The sequence below is a fragment of the Streptomonospora nanhaiensis genome (assembly GCF_026642255.1).
Lineage (GTDB): Bacteria > Actinomycetota > Actinomycetes > Streptosporangiales > Streptosporangiaceae > Nocardiopsis > Nocardiopsis tropica.
The window spans coordinates 2753903-2774223 of the sequence record NZ_CP113264.1; the positions used below are offsets into that span (position 1 = coordinate 2753903).

Consider the following 20321-nt stretch of genomic DNA (forward strand, 5'->3'; position numbering starts at 1 on the left):
GACGCTCGGGGGGCCGAGGACCGAACCCTGGCGATCGACACCTCCGAAGCGGTGGTGGTGCGTCGGCACGCTGACCACGACCCCGCCCACATCCTGCGCACCGACGCCGCCGGGGACGTCGTCCGGAGCACGCGGATCGAGCGGGACCCGGACCTGTGGTGGGACATGGTGGGGGAGCCCGTCCTGCCGGAGGCGCTGATCGTGGGCCACACCGCCTACGACGCCGCCGACCGCCGGATGCGTTCGCTGACGGTTCGGGGCTGTCCGGCGCCGGGGCCCGGAACGGCCGGGCCCCGACGGTGCGGTCTGCCCTCCCGGTACCGGGAGGATCGGGCGGGGGCGGTCAGTTCCCGGGGAAGGCGATCTTGATCAACTCCTCCCGGGGCGGTCCGTACTCGCGGAAGACCCCCTCGAACACCGAGCAGGTCATGAGCGCGGGGGTGCGGATGCCCCGCATGGTCATGCACAGGTGCTCGCCGCGGCCGATGACGGCGACGTCGTCCGTCTCCGTCACCTTGGCGATGTCCTCGGCGATGTCGCGTACCAGGCGTTCCTGGACCTGGAGGCGGTGCGCGTGGCGGTGGGCGATCCGGGCGAACTTGGACAGCCCGAGCACGTGGTCCGCGGGCTTGTACGCGATGGTCAGGACGCACGAGAACGGCAGGAGGTGGTGTTCGCACAGCGACCACACGGTGATGTCCGAGATCATGACGATCTGCCCGTCGGTGCGCAGCGGGAAGTGCGTCTCGACCCGGCCGGCCTGGTAGTTGCTGAACTCCCGCCACCACCGGGCGAACCGCCGCGGGGTGTCCTCCAGTCCGCTCCGGTCGGGGTCCTCGCCGATCTCGACGAGGAGTTGCCGTGCCACGCTCTCCAGCGGATCGCGCACGGTGGACTCCTGAGGAAGGTCTGCCAGCGTCATACGCCTCTCCGATCGCCCCACAACGTGATGTGCAGTCTGGTGGTCAGGTTCCAACCGCGTGCCAGGACGGGGTCCCGGATCTGGGCGAGGGACCGGTCCAGGGCGTCCTGGGTCCGTCCCTCGGGCATCACCCAGACCGAGCCGATGCCGTACCGCTCGACGACCGCCCCGACCTCGGCGAGGTCGGCCTCGGTGCGGCACACGAACTTGAACGCGGTCCCCGGTACCGCGGCCAGGGCCTCCAGGGCCCGTCCGACGATGCGCTTGCGCAGCGGGTCCCCCGAGTGGGCCAGCTTCGGCGACACGTTGAACCGCGCCAGCTCCGCGAGCCGGGCGTCCGGGGCGATCGTCCCGTTGGTCTCGATCTCGACGTCGTGCCCCGAGTCGTGCAGGTCCCGCACCAGCGGGTAGAGCCTGGTCTGCTGGTTCAGCGGTTCGCCGCCGGAGACGACGATCAGCGGAACCCCGTAGGCGACCAGGCGGTCGCGGACCTGCGTGTAGGGGATCTTCTTCAGTTCCTTCTTGGGGTCGTAGGCGATTCCTGTATCGCCCTTCCCGGTCCAGTCCCAGGTGTAGGGAGTGTCGCACCAGCTGCAGGACAGGTTGCACCCGCCCAGCCTGACGAAGGCGCAACGACGTCCCAGTGAAGGCCCTTCCCCCTGGAGGGTCTAGTGGGGCCGAAGATCTCGTTCACCACGAGATTCGGCGTGTCCATGGCCTCACCCCCTTCCGTGTTCGAGCGAGAAGCCGTGCTCATGGCCTGTACACCGCCCATGTCCTGACCGTCCCCGGGGCGCGTGCCGCGCCCGGTTCCGGATAGCGGGACGCCCACCGTCCGGACACCCGGCGGCGCGGGTCCCGCGCCGTGGGGCCGGGGGTGACGGCGTCGTTCGGATACCGGTGGTCCAGTTCCTGGCCCGCCCGGTGGGAGGACTCCAGGAGGCCGCCGCGGTCCCGTGCGGCCCCCGCGCCCGGTGCTTCCGCGCCGGCCGGGAGGGCCGGTCCCACGGCGTGGTCACGGCCGCGGGGGCGGGCGCGCGTGTGGTCCGGTCCCGGGCCGCCGGGTCGGCGGCCCGCCGGGGACGCGCGCCGTGTCGAGAAACCGAAGGGCATGGATGAACCTCCCTGACTCCGAGGATGGGCGCGACGCTCCCCAAGCGCATCACGGTCACCACCGAGAGATCTGCGGAGCGCCGACGAAGGATGGTCCGCGGCCGGCTCCGGCGTCCCCGTGGGCCGGTCCGCCCCGGGACCCGGGCGGGGAACCCCCGGGCCCGCGCCCCTCCGCCTCCGGGCCGCGGGTCCGGAGGCGCCCCCGCGCACACGCGTCGGGGCCGTGGCACGGCGTGCCACGGCCCCGGACGCGCGGTCTCGCGCGGATCAGGCCCGGATCGGCCCGGGCGGCCCCGTCAGGAGGCCCCGGGCGGCGTCGCGGAGGGGAGGGTCCGGACGCCCGTCCCGGCGGCTGACCGCTCCGTGCGGGGAGCGGTCAGGGCGCGGCGAAGCGCGCGTCGCCGTCCAGGTACTCGGTGGGGTCGGTGAGGCCCGCCTCCCGGAACGCCTCGGCCCGTTCGTAGCAGGTCCCGCACGTCCCGCAGTGGATGTCGCCCCCCTTGTAGCAGGACCAGCTGAGCCCCAGCGGCGCGCCGAGGCGCACGCCGTGCCGGGCGATGTCGGCCTTGGACCACGTCATGAAGGGGGTCTCGACGCGCGGTGCGGTGAACCCCTCGTTGGCGACCGCCACCAGGTTGCGCAGCGCGTCGACGAAGGCCGGGCGGCAGTCCGGGTACACGAAGTGGTCGCCGGCGTGCATCCCGAGCGCCACCGTGTCGGCCCGGCGGGCCACGGCCATCGACACGGCGAGGTTGGCGAGCACGGCGTTGCGGTTCGGGACGACCGTGGCGCGCATGGCCTCCTCCGCGTAGTGCCCGTCGGGGACGGTCACCCGGTCGTCGGTGAGGGCCGAGCCCGTGAGCAGCGACCCCAGTCCCGACAGGTCCAGCACGTGGTGTTCCGCACCGTAGTGGCGGGCGATCTCCCGGGCCGAGTCGATCTCCTTCCGGTGCCGTTGCCCGTAGTCGACCGTGAGGGCCACCAGCCTGAACCGCAGCGCCGCGAAGTGCGCCAGCAGTGTCGTGGAGTCCATCCCCCCGGACAACACCACGACCGCGGTGAAGGGGTCGCGCGCGGCATCGTCGTGGAACGCGTCCTGTGCTTCCATCGGCATCTCCATCCCCATGGGGCGGCTCGGCGCCGGGGCGGCGCCCGGGCCCCGGCGGCTGTCATGTGGTCACAGTGTCGTGCGGGCGCGACCGGGGCACATCACGGCCCGCGACCGAAATGTTCTCGCGCGGTACCGAAGTGGCGCCGGACCCGGTCAGGGGCCGCCGACCAGGATCTCCCACGTCCCGGGACCGCCGAGGACCTTGCCGAACTCGCCCCGGCCGGAGATGCCGAGCTTGCGGTAGGCGCTCGACAGGTGCAGCTCCACGGTGCGGCGGGTGATGTGCCGGTTGCCGGCGATCGTCTTGTTGGCCTGGCCCAGGAGCGCGTCGATCAGGATCTCCCGTTCGCGCGGCGTCAGGGCGAGGATGCCCCGCACCGACACGTCCTGCGGGGCGCGCCCCTCCAGGGCCACCAGCTGGAGGCGTACGCGGTCGGCGAGGTCGCGCGCCCCCCGGTCGACGGCCAGCCCCGCCGACCGGCTCAGCGCGGCCACCGCCTCCTTGTGCCGGCCCAGTCGCGCCAGCACCGTCCCCAGCTCGGCGGTGGTCCTCGCCGTCTCGAGGTCGTGCCCGGTGCCCTGGAGCAGGTCGACCGCCGAGTGCAGCAGCTCCAGCGCCGCGGGGCCCCCGGAGAGCGAGCCCCACACGCGCAGTGCCCGCGCGCGCTCCTGCGGCGAGCCGGTCCCCTCGGCGAACTCCAGCTGCCTGCGGGCGACCCGCAGCGCCTCGTCGCGTGCCCCCGTCTTGGCCAGGAGCACGGCTCCCTCGCTCCGCCAGCAGAGCGTCCCCGGCCCCGCGGCCCCCGCCTCCTCGCGGCGGCGGACGATCCCCAGCAGCTCCTCGGCGCCCTCGGTCAGCTCACCGGCCCTCACGCGCAGCCTCGCCCGGGCGAGCGGGACGTCGGCGTCGTACCAGGCGGGCGGCACGTGGCCCTCGTGGTGGTGGCGGCGCAGCAGGGCCTCCGCCCCGGCGGGGTCGCCCAGGTCGAGCTGGACGTTGGCCAGCAGGCCGACGAGGCGGGTCCGGAACCTGCCGTAGCCGTGGCCCGCGTGGGCCGGCAGGTCCGACAGCCGCTCGGTGAGCACGTGCCGTGCCGCCTGGAGGTCGCCCGCGGCGTAGTGCCCGGCGGCCTCGGCGAGCTCGACCTCCGCACGCACCCAGCGGGGGAGGCGGTCCAGGTCGTCGACGAGCGCGCGCCGGCGCGCGAACGCCTCGGCCCGGTGGCCGCAGCCGACGAGCACCGACAGCGCGGCGGGGAGCGCCGCCGGGTGCAGCAGGAGGTCGTCCAGGTCGTGGTCCAGGGCCTCGCGCGCCTCGGCGAGCGCGACCGCGGGCACCCCGTCCAGCTGGTGGGAGGACAGCGCCCCCATGGCCGTGGCGGCGGGAGGGCGCGCCGCGCCGCCGGCGCCGCGGGCGCCCTCCGCGGGGGCCGTCGGCACGGGCGCCATGGACCGGCCGTAGGCCAGGAAGGACCGCGGCCAGTCCTCGCGCTCCGTGCCGGCGACCACGTCCCGCACCGCGTCCAGGACGGCGCGCTCGTCGTCGCGGCGGTCGTCCTCGCACAGCGTCGCGCCGATCAGGCCGAGCAGCCGGCGGCGGACCGACGCGTCGGCGGTGCGGCCGAGGATCTCCACCGCGGCGCGCAGCCCCGTCCGCCGGTCGAGCGCGATCCGGGCGGACGCGAGTTCGGGCGCGACGCGGGCCCAGGCGTCCTCGGTCCCGGCCTGGGCGGCGTACTCCAGGTAGCGGACCCGGTCCCGGGCGGAGGTGTCGGGGGCCCGGGCGGCCGTGATCATGGCGGTCGCCGACCAGGGGGTGTCCAGGGGGACCGTCGAGGCCGCCAGGTGCCGGGCCGGCCGCTGCCCGGCGTCGCGGCGCCGGTGCAGGAAGGTGGCGGCGGCCAGGTGGGCGGCGTTGCAGCTCATCACGGTCATCGAGCCGAGCAGCGCGGTGCCCAGCAGCGGGTGGCGGAGCGCCACCGCGTGGTCGTCGGTGACCAGGCGCATCCGGACCAGGAGGTCGAGTGTGGCCAGCGTGTCCTCGAGGGGGGTGCCGCTGAGGCGCGCCACGAGCGCCGGGTCGGCCTCGCCGGAGGTGGACGCCACGACGATCGCCTCGGCCACCCGCCGGGCCCGGTGGTCGACGCGGTTGGCCCGTCCGATGACCGCCTCGGCCACGGAGGGGATCACGGCCTCGCGCAGTGCGGCCGCCGTGCGTGGAGGGATCGCCTGGGCCCGTATCCAGTCGCCCACGGCGCCGACCATGAACGGGTTGCCGGCGGTGATCCGGTGGCACGTGTCGACCAGGCCGGCGTCGGGGCGGCGGCCGAGCCGCTCGTGCAGCAGCGCGCCGGTCTCCCGCACGGACAGGCCGGTCAGGGTGGCGGTGCGGGCGCCGAGCAGCAGGTCCGCGAGCTCGGAGGGCGCCACGGGGGGCTCGCCGCTCCTGGTCGAGGCGACGAGGGTCACCGGCAGGTGCGCGACGTCCCGCAGGGCGTCCCGGAGCCGGACGAGCGAGGCCGGGCCCGCCAGGTCGACGTCGTCCAGCGCGATCAGCAGGGGGGCGTCCCGGGTCAGCGACTCCACCAGTTCCCGGAACCCGGCCGGTACGCCGTCCGCGGCGGGTTCCCGCGCGGGCGCGCCACCCGGGTCGACGCGGGCCCGCGGGCGCGCGGCGGCGTCCTCCGGCCCCTGCGGCTCCGCGGGGCGGTGGTCGGCGGCCAGTCGGAGCAGGTCGTCCGCGAGCGCGGCGACCAGCCGGTTCGCGTGCCGGGAGCACGCGATGAACGCCGCGCGGCCGTCGTGGCCCGGTGCGGGACGGCACACCGAGGCGAGAAGACTGGTCCGTCCCACCTTGGGCTCCCCCGTGACCACGTGGGAGGTGAGCCCCGTGCGCCTGCTGTGGTGGTGGGCCGACCGCAGTCTCGCGACCAGCTCGGCCCTGCCCGCGATCTCACCGTGCCGTGTCGGCGTGTCCAGCATTGTTGTCCTCGTGATCGGAGAAACCGAACCGATGGAGCCCCCGTCGGGGCCGTGGTCCGGGGCGGACGGAGGCGTCCGTGCCGCCCCGGCACGGCTGTCGGGGGTCAGGAACCGGGACGGGCGACCAGGACCGCGCCCTGGTCGCCGATCCCGTGGGGGCGGGCGGCGAAGTGGCGCTCCAGGGCCGGTTCCAGGGCGGCCCTGACCTCGTCGGCCCCGGGGTGGAGCTGGTACCAGAAGTCGGTCAGCACGGTCGCCGCCGCCGCGGCGCGCTTCGCCGGCTCCTCCTCGGCGAAGCGGACCGAGGCCTCCGTGCGGTGCAGCGAGAACTCCCCGAAGCCCCGTTCGGCGAGGAGGCGGGCGGCCGTCGCCAGCAGGTAGCCGTGGTGGTCGCGGGGGTCGCCGGAGACCGGGGCGCAGACGTCGTTGAACAGCCCCAGGACCTCGCTGTCGGCTCCGCCGACGATCAGCACGATCTTCGCCTCCGGGGCGCCCGGGTCGCAGACCCGGACCATCTCCGTGACGGCTTTCTCGACGTCGTCGACGAAGGGGAGGACCCACGCGCCGTAGACGGCGTCGAAGGAGGCGTCGGGGAAGGGGAGGTCCTCGGCGGTTCCCGCGAAGACGCTCACCCCGGCTTCGGCGGCCTCGTCCCGCATCGACTCCACCAGTTGCGCGTGCGGCTCGACGGTGGTGCAGTGCCCGATCCGGGCGGCGACGGCGCGGGAGAGCTCCCCGATGCCGCCGCCGACGTCGAGCACGTGACGGTTGGCGGCCATGAGGCTCTGGACGAGGGAGAGCTCCTCACCGCGTTCGAGCCTGGTCGCGAACCCCACCCATCCGTCGCCGGTCACCCTCCGCGGGCCGCGGAACCGGGCGGGAAGCAGGTCTCGGGGCCCCAGCGCGGGGTGCTCCAGGACCTGGGCGAGGGTGAGCCGTGTGCCCCCGGGTTCCCGGGGGGTGCTGCCGTGTGCCGGTGTATCGGCTCGTGCTTCGGTCATGCTCTGCGCACCTCTCTTAGCCGTGGGGGAGGGGGCCGTGTCCGGGGGAGTGCGGCCCTCTCCGCGGTCCCGTGTCGCCTGCGGCGCCGACCGCGGGCGGGAGCCCCGTCCTCGAACGTCCCGGAACGGACCGTGCCGCCGTGGTTCGCCGGTCCCGGCGCCGACCGCATGGGGAGGTATCCCCGTGAGGTGGAGGGGAAAACCGCGGGGTGGTGGAATTCCCCCTCCGGTTTTCCCGCTCCCGACCCGGAGGCCGCCGGAAAGGGATTTCCCCCGGTGGCAATGGCGGGCGGGAGATGTGTTTCCCGAGCGTGCGCGCGGAGGGTCGGAAACCGTGGGCGGCGCGGCCTCGCGCCGACCCCGCCCGGGAGCCCGTGTGGCAGGGACTGTCGCAGGTGGCGCCTGGGGTGATGGCCCTGTTTGAGGCGGTCCGGGGGTCCCCTTTCCGGCTTCGCCGGAATTCCCTTGTGCGGGAATCCCGGAGCGGACCCGACTGTCGAACGGGGGACTCCGGTAAGCGGCGCGGTCGCCCGAAAGAGCGAAAATTTCGGGCTGCCCGTTGTTTTTCCCGGGGTCGCCTCAAGAACAAATCGGTCTTCTTGTGTATATTGCCGGTCGAATTAAGCGGTGTGTGGCAAGAAGGAAACCCGCGGGGGTCAGTCCCGCTCGCCCATGAGGGAGATCTGCTCGCTGACCGCCCGGAAGCCCTGTTCGAGGGCGCGCAGGTCCTCCATGCGCAGGCCCATGAGGATGTCCCTGCGGAACGGGCGTGCCACGGCCAGGCGCCGTACGACCGAGGTGCCGAGGGGTGTGGCGTGGACGCGGCGGACACGGTGGTCGTGGGGATCGGTCGAACGCGTGGCGACGCCCTGGCCCACGAGCCGGTCGAGAAGGCCGGACATCGACGCCATGGAGACGCCGAACGAGGCGGACAGGCTTCTCCCCGTCGCCCCCTCCTCGGTGGTGACCAGGATCATCAGCACTTTGAGCTGTTGGATCGTGAGGTCCATCGAGAGCAGGTTCTGGAGGAGGGCGGTCAGTACGGCCTCCTCCATGGATCCGTTCAGGGTCTGGATCTCGTGCACGATGCGTTCGCGTTCGTGTTCGCCCTGTTCAGTCACCTCTCGTGGCATACCGCCATGATAGATCGCCGCGCGCGGGCCACCCCCCGACTCCAATACTTAGGGCGATGCTAACCTTTTTGAGCACGGTTCACAGACACCTCCGTCGCAGCGCGTGACGAACGCCCCGATCCCCCGCGGAGCCCCGTCGGGCGGCGCCGCCGCCCCCGAGAGGACCTCCGGCCCCGCGCCCGCCGCCCCGCTGCGACACGTCGGCAACGAAGTGAGGACGGCACATGACCACAGCCTCCGGCGCGACCTCGAACATCGACGACCAGATCGAAGAGGTGGACCTCGAAGCGCTACGGGCCAGATACGCCCGGGAGCGCGACCGCCGCATCCGCCCCGACGGAGCGACCCAGTACCGCACGGCCGCCGGCGAGTTCGGCTACTACGCGAAGGACCCGTACACCCCGCGGACCGAGCGGGAGGCGCTGACGGACACCGTGGAGGTGCTCGTCATCGGCGGCGGGTTCGGCGGGCTCACCACCGGGGCGCGGCTGCGGCAGGCGGGCGTCGAGTCCCTCCGGATGATGGACGAGGCGGGCGACTTCGGCGGGACCTGGTACTGGAACCGCTACCCGGGCATCCACTGCGACATCGAGTCGTACTCCTACATGCCCCTGCTGGAGGAGGTCGGCTACGTGCCCAAGTGGCGCTACGCCCCCGGGGAGGAGATCCGGCAGCACGCGGTGGCGATCGCCGAGACCTTCGGCCTGTACCGCGACGCGCTGTTCCACACGCGGGTCACCGGCCTGGAGTGGGACGAGCAGGCGGACGAGTGGGTGGTCGAGACCGACCGCGGCGACCGCATGCGCGCCCGGTTCGTCATCACCTCCTCGGGCACGCTCACCCAGCCGAAGCTGCCCGGCATCCCCGGCATCGAGACCTTCCGGGGCCACACCTTCCACACGAGCCGGTGGGACTACGGCTACACGGGCGGCGACCAGGAGGGCGGGCTCGACGGCCTCGCGGACAAGAGGGTCGCGGTCGTGGGCACCGGGGCCACGGGCGTCCAGGTCATCCCGCACCTGGGCCGCGACGCGCAGCACCTGTACGTGTTCCAGAGGACCCCCTCCTCGGTGGACGTGCGCGACAACCGGCCCACCGACCCGGAGTGGGCGGCGTCCCTGCGCCCGGGCTGGCAGCGCGAGCGCATGGAGAACTTCCTCGCGATCGTCTCCGGCGAACAGGTCGGGACCGACCTGACCCGGGACGGCTGGACGTCGACGGCGCGGCTCCAGCGCAAGATGATCACCGGCACGCTGGACACCGGCCTCCCCCCGGAGGAGCGCGAGAGGATCGACGAACTCGTCGACGCGCGGAAGATGAACCAGATCCGGGCCCGCGTGGACGAGGTCGTCGACGACCCGGCCACGGCCGAACTGCTCAAGCCCTGGTACCGCTACATGTGCAAGCGGCCCTGCTTCAGCGACCACTACCTCCAGACCTTCAACCGGCCCGACGTCACCCTCGTCGACACCGCCGACCACGGCGGCATCACGCGCATGACCGAGGACTCGATCGTCGTCGGGGACACCGAGTACCCCGTCGACTGCGTCGTCTTCGCCACCGGGTTCGACGTGGGCCGCTCCGGGGTCATGTCCGGCACGCTGCCGGTGCGCGGGCGCGGCGGTCGGGGACTGCTGGAGTCGTGGAGCCGCGGGCCCAGCACGCTGCACGGCTTCTACAGCAACGGGTTCCCTAACCTCTTCCACCTGGGGCCACTGCAGAACGCGAACTCCGTGAACTTCGCGCACATCCTGCTGGAGCAGGCCGAGCACATCGCCGTCGTCGTCGCCGAGGCCCGCAAGAGCGGCGTTCCCGTGGTCGAGCCCTCGCAGGAGGCGGCCGACGAGTGGGGCCGGACCGTCCGGGAGACGGCGCACGACAACTCCGCGTTCCAGGCCGAGTGCACGCCCGGCTACTACAACCGCGAGGGGGCCGGCGTCCACGGCGGCTCCTCCTACAGCCCGGGCCCCGTCGCCTTCCACCGGCTGCTCGGGGACTGGCGCAAGAGCAGCATCGGCGACGTCCTGGGCGCGAAGCCGTGACCCGTCCGCCCCGACCGAAGGGAAACCGTATGGAACCGCACCGCCGCACGACGCGACGCACGGTGATCGCCCGTGCGCTTCCGGCCCTCGTCCTCGCGGTCGCGGCGACGGGCTGCGCCGACGCCGCCGCCACCAGCACGGACGGCGAGGGGGACCGGACGGCCGAGCTGCTCGTCCAGGTCACCTCCGTCCACGAGGAGACGGGGATGACCCTCCTGGAGGGGCCGACCTTCGCCCCCGACGGAGGCCTCCTGGTCGTCGACGTCACCGCACCCGCCGGGGAGCCCAAGGTGCTCAGGGTGGACACCGGCTCCGCCGAGGTGGAACCGGTCTTCACGCACGGGGACGGCGCGTACACGTCGGCCCAGTTCAGCCCGCTCGACGACCGGCTGTACCTGACGGACTTCGCCGGGGGGAGGATCGACAGCATCACCCCGGAGGGGGAGGACCACACCACGTTCTTCTCCGGGGACGTCGACGGGACGCCCATGCAGCCGGACGACCTGGCCTTCGACGAGGCGGGGAACATGTACGTCAGCGACTCGACCGGGTTCGGCGATCCGGCCTGGGAGCCCCGGGGCCGGGTCGTCAGGATCGACGGTGAGACGGCCGAGGCGACCGTCCTGGCGGACGAGCTCCCGGCGCCGAACGGCATCTCGTTCAGGGAGGACTTCGGGGGCCTCTGGGTCGGCCAGTACGCCGCGAACCGCGTCGACCACTACGAGCTCGACGAGGACGGGACCTCGGTGGTGACCTCCCACGCCGCCATCCACTTCGACGGCGGCACGAGCCGGATCGACTCCATCGCCGTCGACGCCGAGGGCAACCTCTACCAGGCGGTCCACGGTCAGCCGAGCATCTTCGTGTACAGCTCGACGGGTGAGCACCTGGCGACGGTGAGCGTGCCGTCCGAGGCCGCCGAGGGCCTGGAGTCGGCGACCAACGTCGCCATCGCGCCGGGCACGACCGACGCGTACATGACCGTGAGCGGGGAGGACGGCGGATTCGTCTACTCGTTCGAGGCCCTGGGCGAGGGGATCCGCCAGTCCAACGGGGGCTGACCACCGCGGGGGCGGGCAACCGCCCCGCCGACTCCGGGGTACGGGCCGGGGCCTTCGCGTGAAGGCCTCGGCCCGGGGAAGCCGCCTCGCAGGGCCTGGGGGCAGGGGCTCGGCGTTCACCGGAAGCCGGTTCGTCCTGTTACTGCTTGGCGGTCATGGAAATGCCGCTCATGGCGAGTGAGAACAACCGGACGAAGACCTTCCTCACGTCGGGGTCGCGGTCGATTCTCTCCAGTGAGAAAAATCTTGGAGGGTTGAGGTCCATCGTCGTCATGCCGCCGCCTCCTCCCTCGGGGGTCGAGAAGATCAGGAGGCACCGGTAGGACCGCACGACCCCTCCCCACTCCTCGCGCATGAACGATTGGAGGAGGACGTCTTCTTCCTTCACCTGCCTGCGGAGCGCATGCTCTGAGCTCCACCGGGTTCCCCACCCCCGCTCCTCCGCCTCCAGCTGGATTTCGAGCAGGGTGGGGAAACTGATCCGGCACACGCGGAAGTCGGGGTCGCTCGAATGAATGGTGGGCATCAGGGAAAATTCTCCACGGTAGGCGTCTGCGCGGGTCGGCGTGCCGGGGGTTGTGCCGCCCTGGGATCTCGCGCCGATTCCATTTTTGCGCTCGAGGCCGAACGGGCGGACCTGTGGCCCCGGTTGCAGGTGTGTGGCCGGCCGCCGGAGCGAGGAGACTCGCATCCGTGCACTGTTGGCCGGGTGGCCGGTCGGGGGCCGGACACACGGGCCGGGCGGCCGCAGCCGGTCCGGCTCGCGGCCGGGTGTCGGCGCCCGGTTGCCCCGCTACCGTGTGCCGGCGAGTCCGCCCATCACCTCGTACGTCTGCCGCGGATTCAGCGGCGGGTGGGGGAGCGGTCCCCGGGCGGCCTCCCAGTGAAGGCAGCAGGCCTTACGAGTTGGTGCGTGATAGCGGGTGAGGCATGGTGGACCCGTCCGCGGTGCTGGTCAGGTGTTCGCGGTGCGGTCGCAGACCAGCCCGGCGATGGCCCGGTAGGTGGCCGGAAGGTTCTCCCGCCGATGGGTCCAGCGCGTCGACTGCTTCCAGCGCTTGTGGTCGGCCAGGGCGTGCTCGACGGTGATTCGATCTGCCGAATGCGCGTGGCGGTGGTGCTTCCACTGCTCATGGAACTCGGGTAGGGCACTCTTGTTCGGTTTGCGCGGCGGAGTGCGGGCCTGCTGCGGGTGGTCACGTCGCAGACCCGGATAACCGTCATCCAGTAGTACTTCTACCTGCGGGAAGAACCGGAAACAGGAGTCGATGCCCTCGATGCGTGCCGCGGTGGCGTCGTGCATCCGACCTGGGCGCATCGCGTCGGTCCACAAGGTGCGCCCGTGGTGGTCGGCCACGACGGTGGCCTTCATCGTGTTCTGCTTCTTCTTGCCCGAGACGAACGCCCGCCGGCCGCCCCGTCCCGCGCGTGGCCGCCGGACTTGGATCTCGGTGGCGTCCAGCCGCAGTTCCACACCCTCGGCGTGGGCGTGGGCGAAGACGTCTTCCAAGGTGCGCAGACGCACCCCCGGGCGGTTCGGGACCGCGTGTCCACGCTCGGCCGGCAGGGTGCGGATCTGGCCGACGGCGCGGGGGAAGAGTGGAGCGGTCCACCCCGAACAGCAGGCCCAGGACCGCGTGCGGCAGGTCATGGCGCAGGTGGATCAGAGTGGCCACCAGGCGGTCGACGAAGACCAGGCGGTGCCGGGCACCCGTCCCGGCTGTCCGTTTCCTCGACCCGCCCCGGACCTGGTTCTTGTGGTTTTCCACGGCCACTTCCCAGGGGTGGGCCAGTTCCTCGACGAGCGCGGCCAGGTGGTGACGGGAGATACCGGTGAACCAGGGGTGGGCCAGGACCGCGCGGTTGAGCTTGATCGCCACAGCCAGAGCATGTCACGACTCTTCAGCGGAGCTTCACCCGCCATCACGCACCAGCTCGTAAATCCTGGAGCGTTCCTCCTAGCCCCCAACAAGGCCATCCAGCCACCCGCACCGAGCTGAAGAGCACATCAGGCCGGGGAAGCGCTTATGCCTTCGCCCCAGCCGCGCGGCGGTACCAGGCCTCCGCCTCCCTCGTCTCGCCCCGCTCCTTCAGCAGGTTCCCGAGGTTGTTCATGGCGCGGGTGTAGTTGCCGTCCTCGGCAATGGCTTGGCGGTACCACTGCTCGGCCTCATCCTTCTCGCCCTGCCCCTTCAGCAGGTACCCGAGGTTGTTCATGGCGCGGGGGTGGCCATCCTCAGCGGCGCGCCGGAACCAGTCCTCGGCCTCATCCTTCTCGCCCTGCCCCTGGAGCAGGATGCCGAGGTTGTTCATGGCGCGGGTGTTGCCGCCCTCAGCGGCGCGCCGGTACCAGTCCTCGGCCTCATCCTTCTCGCCCTGCTCCTGGAGCAGGATGCCGAGGTTGTTCATGGCGCGGGTGTTGCCGCCCTCGGCGGCGTGGCGCAGTCGGGGATCTTCGTCATCTTCGGAGAGAGTGGCGGGTGTTTCGAGGCGAGGGGGTGTGGTGCGGCCGGTGAGGAGCATGTCTAGGATCTGGCGTGCGGTGGGTCGCTGGTCGGGGTCCTTGGCCATGCACGCCAGCACGATGCCCAGGAGCGGGTCGGCCAGGTCCCCGGTCTGGGGCGGGTGGTTGAGGACCCGGTTGATGCGTGAGGCCTGGGTGGGGCCGGGGAAGGCTTCCGAACCGGTCGCCGCGTGAATCATGACCGCACCCCAGGCGAACAGGTCCGCGGCCGACCCCAGGGTGGTGCCCTCGATCTGCTCGGGGGCCATGTAGCCCAGGGTGCCGATCCGGGTGGCCGTGGAGGTCTCGGCGGCGTCCAGGGCGCGGGCGATCCCGAAGTCGATCACCCGCGGCCCGTCCGGACCCAGCAGGATGTTCGCGGGCTTGAGGTCGCGGTGCACCACCCCGGCGGCGTGGATCGCGCTCAGCGCGGTGATGGTCTGCACCGCCAGGCGCTGCAGGTCCCCGCCGGTGCGGGGGCCGTCCTGCCGGACGGCCTGGGACAGGGTGGGGCCCTCGATGTACTCGGTAGCGATCCAGGGCCGGTCGGCCTCGGCGTCGGCGTCCACGATCTGGGCCAGGCAGAACCCCTGCACCTTGCGGGCGTTGACCAGTTCCTGGGAGAAGTAGCGGCGCACCTGGGCGTCCTTGGCCAGGTGGGGGTGGAGCAGCTTGACCGCCGCGCGCCGCCCGACGGCGTCCTGGCCCAGGTGGACCGTGCCGAACCCGCCCGAGCCCAGCTCCCGCACCAGACGGAACCCGCCCACGTGTTGGCCCCCACCCACCGCTGCTCCCAATTGTTCGCCGTTCCTTGCTCAACCAATCTAGACAGATGCGAGCGAAGGCGCTATCGGATCGTTGGCGAACCCTGGTGGGGTCTACCGCTAAATCATGTAGCGATTATCCTCGCCCCGGGCTACCTTGCGGCTCCCGTGGCTTCGGGAGAACCGGCCCACTGACACACCTGGCAGATCCACGCCACCTTCGGCTACCGCGAGTTCCCCGCGGAAGCCTCACTCACCTCCGCCACCATCATCTCCGTCCTGGTTGAGCATGCTTTGCGGGCTCCAGAACTTCCGCAGGGGGCCCAGGCCATACCAGGTCAGGAAGCCGACAAAGCCGAACAAGAAAAAACCCTCAAGGAGGCTGCTTCTGGAGAAGGCCCAGATCCCCAGGAGCACGGAGAACTGGGCGATCAGTCCCAGGACGGCGATCGTGCACACAACCACGACGGTCTTCATGATCCCAAAGACGCCCGCAACGGATTCGTGAAACTCGTCCGTAAATTCTTTCTGTTCCGCTCGCTCCGCCGCTGCCCGCGGCCCGGCGTCGGGCGGCGCGATACCGGGGAGGGGGGAGGCCGCTGTCGGCCGAAGGTTGGGAGAGTCCGGCGTATGCCCTGCTGGAAGCCTGCTTGCAGCCCCGCCCCACAAGGACCGAGCTGCCTGCCAGAAGAAGGCCGCGGCCCCAACCCACAACGCAGCCCCGAGATACCAAATCACCATACTCCACGCAAGAGGCGCAAGAAGAGCACATGAGATGGAAAGTCCTAATAGTGTCAGACCGAGGTGGGTTCGGTGTTTCATCGCCACGCTCCTAATGTTCTTGTCCCCACCCTTTTAAACGCAGGCGCCGCTTCGGTGGTTCCACGCCTAGCGGGAGCGCGTATCCGGGTATCGCCCATTTTGTGGCCGTTCCTGCTGAACGATCACGGAAAGTCGTGTTCGGGGCTTCGGTGCGCCGGGGCTTTTCGTGGCGTGGCGCAATTGGCTGCGCGGCTCCAATGAGAACACCAACGGCCTGCTCAGGCAGTACTTCCCCAAGGGCACGGACCTGTCGGTCCACTCCCGCGAGGACCTGGACGCGGTCGCTGTCGAGCTGAACTCCCGCCCACGCAAAACGCTCGGCTGGGAAACCCCAGCCGAGCGCCTCGCTAAGCTAATCGCCGCAACCAACTGACCTCACGTGTTGCGACGACTCCTGGAATTCGCCTTGGTTTGCCCCGAGCCAGCGACGCACCATCCGGACGAGGGCGGCGGTGTCGTGTCGGCGGAACCAGGCCACGACACAGACGAGGACCAGGGTGGCCGCCGGGATGGCGACCAGGTCCGGGGTCGCGATGGCGCTCAGGACCGTCGCGCCGATCATCAGCGGGATCTGGCAGAACAAGGCGAGGCCGCACAGCCGGGGAATGAGCAGCGCGATCGCCCCGGCGAGCTCCAGCCAGCCGACGACGACCATGCCGGGGATGCCGAGTCCGATCAGCTCGAACGGCGCGACGGCGATGGGGTCGGCCATCGCCTTCGGGAGGGCGATGAACGCGAATACGACGGCCAGCAGCACCTGCAACGTCCAGAGGGTGACTGTGCCGGCGACGGGTCGGGGTCGGGGTCGGGGTCGGGTTGAGGGTGTCATCGTGGGCATGTCGGTTCCTGTCGTGGTCGACCGTGTCCCGGTCTGAGGTCGTGAGGTGGCGCAACAAATTAGAAACCGTGCCGCTGCGGCATACTCAAGGCCCGCACCGAGGGAAGTGGAGAAAGCTCGCCTCCTGGTGCGTGGCGAGCACTTGACCAGGTCGGAGCAGAACAGGCTAATGACCGGGCAGTTCGGCATCGGTCAGATGATGTGCGTGGCCACTGGCCTGGTGATAAGGCCGATGACATCAGAGCGGCGCCAGGGCGCCGACACCGCCGCGCGCGGACTCGTAGGCGGAGCCGACGCGCACGAGGACTGCCTCCCGAGCGGGCGACCGATGAGCTGGAGGCCGGACGGCAACCCCCCGGAACCCGGTCTGGTCGGTACCGTCAGGGCGGGCAGGACGGTGAGATTGGCTGGTGCGCACAGCCTGACATGGGCGTCGGAGACTGTTTCGACACTCCCGTCCGGCCAGTGCAGGAGCTCCTGGCCGACCGGCACCGCGGTGATCGGAACGGTGGGCGCGACGACCACGTCCACGGTCTCCAGCAATCGTGCCCAGGCGGACCCCATCAGAGTGCGCACCCGCTGCGCGCGCAGATACTCGGTGGCAGGTACGAGTTCCCCCCCGCTTCCAGGAGGACACGCACGTCGGGTCCGTAGTACTCCGGGGACCGCCACAGAGTGTCCTGGTGGTAGGCGGCGGCCTCAGGCACCATGATCCCCCACTGGGCCGCGTGCACGGATTCGGCCAGCGGAATCTCGACGCCGACGAGCTCGGCACCAAGCCCGGCCAGCGTCTCGACGGCCGAGCGCACCGCTTGTTCCACGTCGGGTTCGATCCTGTCGAAGAAGTAGTTCCCGGGCACCCCGATCCGCAGTCCGGTCAGGTTCGTGCCGATGCCCCGGGTACGGTCCTCGACCGGCACCCGCAGTGTCGTCGGGTCCCTGAGGTCGTGTCCGGCAACAGCGTCGAGGACGAGTGCGGCGTCCTCGACCGTGCGGGTAATCGGTCCGACGTGGTCCAGGGTCCACGACAGAGGTATCGCGCCGTGTCGGGGCACCAGACCGTGTGTTGGCTTGAGCCCGACCGCGCCGCACAGGGCGGCCGGGATACGGATGGAGCCGCCGGTGTCGCCGCCGATGGCGGCGGTGGCGCCGCCCGACGCCACGGCTGCCGCCGACCCGCCGCTGGAGCCGCCTGCGACACGGTCGGTAGCCCAGGGATTGTGCGTGGCGGGAGTGATGGTGCCGTAGGCGAACTCGTGGGTGTGTGTCTTGCCCACCGGTACGGCGCCCGCCTCCTTGAGTGCGGCTACCACCGCGCTGTCAGCGTCAGGGATCCGGTTTGCGTGGACACGTGATCCGGCGGCGGTGCGGGTGCCGGCGGTGTCGAAGATGTCCTTGACCGCTGCTGGGATGCCGTGGAGCGGGCCGCGGTGCGATCCTGCAGCGATCTCGGCCTGTGCGCGGGCTGCGGCGCGCAAGGCGGCCTCGGGCGTGAGAGTGGCGAACGCCGAGACGTCTTCCTCCACATGCGCGGCGCGGGCGAGGACGGACTCGGTGAGTTCGATCGGTGAGAGTTCCTTCGCCGCGATCGCGCGGGAGGCGTCGGCGAGTGTGAGTTGGTAGGGATGCACGCGGTCCTACTCCTTGTCGTGGACGAAGGCGGGAGAGACCTCTCCCAGGTCGACGTCGCGCAGCGCGGAAGTCACGGAGAGAATGCCGTTGAGTGCCGCGGCGATCGGTACCGGGCGGTCAGGTGTCAGAGGCGGGCGGATCCTGCTCGCGAGCAGGATGACGTCCTCGGGTGTGTAGGGCTCGGGCACGGGTGGTCAGCTCCTTAGTGCGGTGCGGTGGACGACGAACGTGCCGACGGCTGCCAGAACCGCGAGCGCGATCAGCGCGGCCCCGTAGTAGCCGGTCACGGTGACCAGGGAAAGGGCGTCGACGGCGATGCCCGCGGTGATGGCGGGTAGGCACATCGCCAGGTAGCTCAGGAGGTAGAAGGACGACATCAGGCCTGCGCGCTCGTGCGTGGCGGCCAGTGGGACCACGGTGCGCACCGCGCCCTGGAACCCTGCTCCGAAGCCGATCCCGGCCACCGCCGTCCCGGCGAAGAAGGCCGTGGTCACACCGAGGTGTACACCTGCCAGGGTGATAGCGATCCCTGTCGCCAGGGCCGTCGCGCCGATGAGCATGACTCTGGTGGCCGGAGCGGAACGCAGGACCAGGACTGCGGCCGCACCGCTGATGGTGAGCGCGAAGACGGCGGCCCCGGCGGCCAGGGGCGCGGTCGAACCGGTGACGGCACTGGTGAGTGAAGGCCCCAGGGAGAGGTAGAAGCCGCCCAGCGCCCAGACCGCGATGTCGATGGGGGCGGCCACGAGCATGGCGCGGCGGGCCTGTTGGGGGACTCCGATATTCGGCCGCAGTGAGGCTAGGGCTCCGGGTCTGCGAGCGGCCGTCTCATTCAGTGCACGGATCCCGACCGCTTGCGACAGCAGGAGCACGATGAGTACGACATAGACCAGGCGCATCGGTTCGGGGAGGTATTGCACGAGGGCACCCGAGCCCAGGGCTCCAGCGGCCATGCCCGCAATGGGGGCGACACTGTTGATCAGCGGCCCGCGTCCCGGAGCAGTATCGAGCAGGCCCGCGCCGAGCGCACCCGTGGCGATCCCGGTCGCCAAGCCCTGGACGACGCGTGCGGCGATCAGCGTCTCGATGGGCAGCACCCCGTCCCACGTCGAGCGCCCGCCCGCACGGTCCAGAGCCGCTTGGCGGGCGGACTTACCCGCCAAGCGCACGTCCATGACCAGCAAACGGCCCCGCATCGCCCCACGGGACCCCTGCCGCCACGTGCACCGGCGCAACGCGGTGCGCCCCTGTTCCAGGGCCAGGTCCTTCAACGAGCGGGCCGGGGTCCGGTAGCGCGGCAGACGCGGCCCCGGCCCGGACCGCTCGGGCGCCTGGGGCACCGCCCCACCGGGATGGGAGTTCAGATCACCGCGCACCGCGACCACGTAGTCCAGGCCCCGCTCGGCCAACCCGTGGCGCAAGCCATGGATCTGCCCGTAGCCGGCATCGGCCACCACCACCTGGTCGGCCAGCCCCCAGGAGCGGGTCTCATCGACCATGTCCAGGGCCAGCCGCCATTTCTCCCGGTGGTCGACCTGGTCGGGCACCCCGGTCTTGGCCCGACGCGGCTCTTGGGGGTCCGCCCAGTCCTTGGGCAGGTAGAGCCGCCATGCCAGGGGGACGGAGGCGGCATCGGTGACCGCGTGCAGGCTCACCGCGCTCTGGCACACCGCCTGCTTGCCCAGGGCGCCGCACCACTGGTGGGCCGCCCCACCGACTCGGTGCCGGCTTTGGGCAGGCCCGAGTCGTCGATCACCCACGCATCCGGGGTGATCGCCTCGCTCACCTTGGTGGCCAGGCGTCGTTGGACGGGGGTGTGCTCCCACAGGGACTGGTCCACGAACTGCTGCAGGGCCTGCATGTTGCCGTCCGGGAGGCGCTCGGTTATGGGCTGGATGGACTTGCGCCGCCCGTCCAGCATCAGACCGCGCAGGTAGCAGTTGCCCCAGGCCCGGGAGTCCTTGCGGGGGATGGACGCGAGGACCTCGGCGCAGAACGCATCGAGGTCCTCGCGCAGCTCTTCTACAGCGGCCGGATCCACGCGTCCATGATGGCTGAACGATGGGTGCTCCCATCAAGGAAGAAGCCGTATACGGTCCGACCTGTGACAACACCCGACCGCTCTGTACTACTGGGAGATGTATACCGGGCGCGACCGCTTCGAGCGGTTCTACCCCGAGCCGCTCGCCCCGGGAACCGCGGCGTAGCGCACCGCGGCGCCACCCCCGACTTTCGTCGGCCCCGGCCGGCACGGGGCCGACGTTCGGGGGCGGTCGTCCCGGTACCCCCGGCCGATGTCCCGCACCGGCCCGTTCCCTAGCGTGGTGTGGCATCAGGAAGTGGAACGACCGGAAGGAACAGGACATCTTGTCGAACAGGTCACAGAGCCGCAGCGGA

19 protein-coding genes and 2 pseudogenes are annotated in these 20321 nt (G+C 71.4%); 4 read left to right on the forward strand and 17 right to left on the reverse strand.

Annotated elements, in window-relative coordinates:
- Window positions 1-57 precede the first annotated feature (57 nt).
- Complete coding sequence (locus OUQ99_RS11815) at window positions 58-369, forward strand: hypothetical protein (protein ID WP_267949483.1); 312 nt, start codon at window positions 58-60, stop codon at window positions 367-369.
- Here the strand turns inward: OUQ99_RS11815 and folE are convergent.
- The 6 genes from folE to OUQ99_RS11845 all read right to left on the reverse strand — a co-directional run bounded on the left by folE (window position 344) and on the right by OUQ99_RS11845 (window position 8262).
- Window positions 344-922 carry a GTP cyclohydrolase I gene (folE, locus tag OUQ99_RS11820; protein WP_267949484.1) on the reverse strand — a complete coding sequence of 193 codons (579 nt, stop codon included), beginning with the start codon at window positions 920-922 and terminating at the stop codon, window positions 344-346. The genes OUQ99_RS11815 and folE overlap by 26 nt on opposite strands.
- Window positions 919-1566, reverse strand: coding sequence for a 7-carboxy-7-deazaguanine synthase QueE (locus OUQ99_RS11825; protein WP_346660250.1), 648 nt, complete (start codon window positions 1564-1566; stop codon window positions 919-921). Before OUQ99_RS11825 ends, folE begins: the two co-directional genes overlap by 4 nt.
- An 845-nt stretch (window positions 1567-2411) precedes the next feature.
- Entirely contained in the window at window positions 2412-3143 is a 732-nt protein-coding gene (queC, locus tag OUQ99_RS11830) for a 7-cyano-7-deazaguanine synthase QueC (protein WP_267949485.1), read from the reverse strand.
- Window positions 3144-3299: 156 nt separating this feature from the next.
- Window positions 3300-6128 carry an AAA family ATPase gene (locus OUQ99_RS11835; protein WP_267949486.1) on the reverse strand — a complete coding sequence of 943 codons (2829 nt, stop codon included), beginning with the start codon at window positions 6126-6128 and terminating at the stop codon, window positions 3300-3302.
- A 104-nt stretch (window positions 6129-6232) separates the two neighbouring features.
- Complete coding sequence (locus tag OUQ99_RS11840; RefSeq protein ID WP_267949487.1) at window positions 6233-7129, reverse strand: class I SAM-dependent methyltransferase; 897 nt, start codon at window positions 7127-7129, stop codon at window positions 6233-6235.
- Window positions 7130-7785: 656 nt separating this feature from the next.
- Window positions 7786-8262: a MarR family winged helix-turn-helix transcriptional regulator gene (locus OUQ99_RS11845; RefSeq protein ID WP_267949488.1), complete on the reverse strand. Its 477-nt coding sequence runs from the start codon at window positions 8260-8262 to the stop codon at window positions 7786-7788.
- Between the two features lie 224 nt (window positions 8263-8486).
- On the opposite strand from OUQ99_RS11845, the gene OUQ99_RS11850 reads away from it, so the two are divergent.
- Both OUQ99_RS11850 and OUQ99_RS11855 read left to right on the forward strand, forming a co-directional pair.
- Window positions 8487-10304 (forward strand): flavin-containing monooxygenase, encoded by a 1818-nt coding sequence (locus OUQ99_RS11850; protein ID WP_267949489.1) that lies wholly within the window; start codon window positions 8487-8489, stop codon window positions 10302-10304.
- A gap of 29 nt (window positions 10305-10333) precedes the next feature.
- Window positions 10334-11365: an SMP-30/gluconolactonase/LRE family protein gene (locus tag OUQ99_RS11855; RefSeq protein ID WP_267949490.1), complete on the forward strand. Its 1032-nt coding sequence runs from the start codon at window positions 10334-10336 to the stop codon at window positions 11363-11365.
- A gap of 139 nt (window positions 11366-11504) precedes the next feature.
- Here the strand turns inward: OUQ99_RS11855 and OUQ99_RS11860 are convergent, their stop codons facing one another.
- From OUQ99_RS11860 to OUQ99_RS11875, 5 genes and pseudogenes are all read right to left on the reverse strand, one after another.
- Window positions 11505-11891, reverse strand: a complete 387-nt coding sequence (locus OUQ99_RS11860; RefSeq protein ID WP_267949491.1) for a hypothetical protein — start codon at window positions 11889-11891, stop codon at window positions 11505-11507.
- 429 nt (window positions 11892-12320) lie between these two features.
- Entirely contained in the window at window positions 12321-12890 is a 570-nt protein-coding gene (locus tag OUQ99_RS11865) for a transposase family protein (RefSeq protein WP_267949492.1), read from the reverse strand.
- Window positions 12891-12975: 85 nt separating this feature from the next.
- Window positions 12976-13245: pseudogene (locus tag OUQ99_RS31665) on the reverse strand (transposase family protein); the annotation flags it as partial.
- Window positions 13246-13390: 145 nt separating this feature from the next.
- On the reverse strand, window positions 13391-14635 hold the full coding sequence (locus OUQ99_RS11870; RefSeq protein WP_267949493.1) for a serine/threonine-protein kinase: 1245 nt from the start codon (window positions 14633-14635) through the stop codon (window positions 13391-13393).
- 246 nt (window positions 14636-14881) lie between these two features.
- Window positions 14882-15109 carry a hypothetical protein gene (locus OUQ99_RS11875; protein WP_267949494.1) on the reverse strand — a complete coding sequence of 76 codons (228 nt, stop codon included), beginning with the start codon at window positions 15107-15109 and terminating at the stop codon, window positions 14882-14884.
- A gap of 526 nt (window positions 15110-15635) precedes the next feature.
- Between OUQ99_RS11875 and OUQ99_RS11880 the strand changes: the two are divergent.
- A pseudogene (locus OUQ99_RS11880) lies at window positions 15636-15827 on the forward strand (transposase); the annotation flags it as partial.
- Here the strand turns inward: OUQ99_RS11880 and OUQ99_RS11885 are convergent.
- The 6 genes from OUQ99_RS11885 to OUQ99_RS11910 form a co-directional block, all read right to left on the reverse strand.
- Complete coding sequence (locus OUQ99_RS11885) at window positions 15807-16211, reverse strand: DoxX family protein (protein WP_267950352.1); 405 nt, start codon at window positions 16209-16211, stop codon at window positions 15807-15809. The pseudogene OUQ99_RS11880 and the gene OUQ99_RS11885 sit on opposite strands and share 21 nt — an antisense overlap.
- A 273-nt stretch (window positions 16212-16484) precedes the next feature.
- Window positions 16485-16856, reverse strand: coding sequence for an amidase family protein (locus OUQ99_RS11890; RefSeq protein WP_267950353.1), 372 nt, complete (start codon window positions 16854-16856; stop codon window positions 16485-16487).
- On the reverse strand, window positions 16856-17923 hold the full coding sequence (locus OUQ99_RS11895) for an amidase (RefSeq protein WP_267949495.1): 1068 nt from the start codon (window positions 17921-17923) through the stop codon (window positions 16856-16858). The genes OUQ99_RS11890 and OUQ99_RS11895 overlap by 1 nt, the downstream gene beginning before the upstream one ends.
- A gap of 6 nt (window positions 17924-17929) precedes the next feature.
- Window positions 17930-18112: a hypothetical protein gene (locus OUQ99_RS11900; RefSeq protein WP_267949496.1), complete on the reverse strand. Its 183-nt coding sequence runs from the start codon at window positions 18110-18112 to the stop codon at window positions 17930-17932.
- A 6-nt stretch (window positions 18113-18118) separates the two neighbouring features.
- The gene (locus tag OUQ99_RS11905) at window positions 18119-19684 is read right to left on the reverse strand and encodes an IS701 family transposase (RefSeq protein WP_431061501.1); all 1566 of its coding nucleotides are present in this window, start codon (window positions 19682-19684) and stop codon (window positions 18119-18121) included.
- Window positions 19576-19965: a transposase gene (locus OUQ99_RS11910; RefSeq protein WP_267949498.1), complete on the reverse strand. Its 390-nt coding sequence runs from the start codon at window positions 19963-19965 to the stop codon at window positions 19576-19578. The genes OUQ99_RS11905 and OUQ99_RS11910 overlap by 109 nt, the downstream gene beginning before the upstream one ends.
- Window positions 19966-20321: the final 356 nt, after the last annotated feature.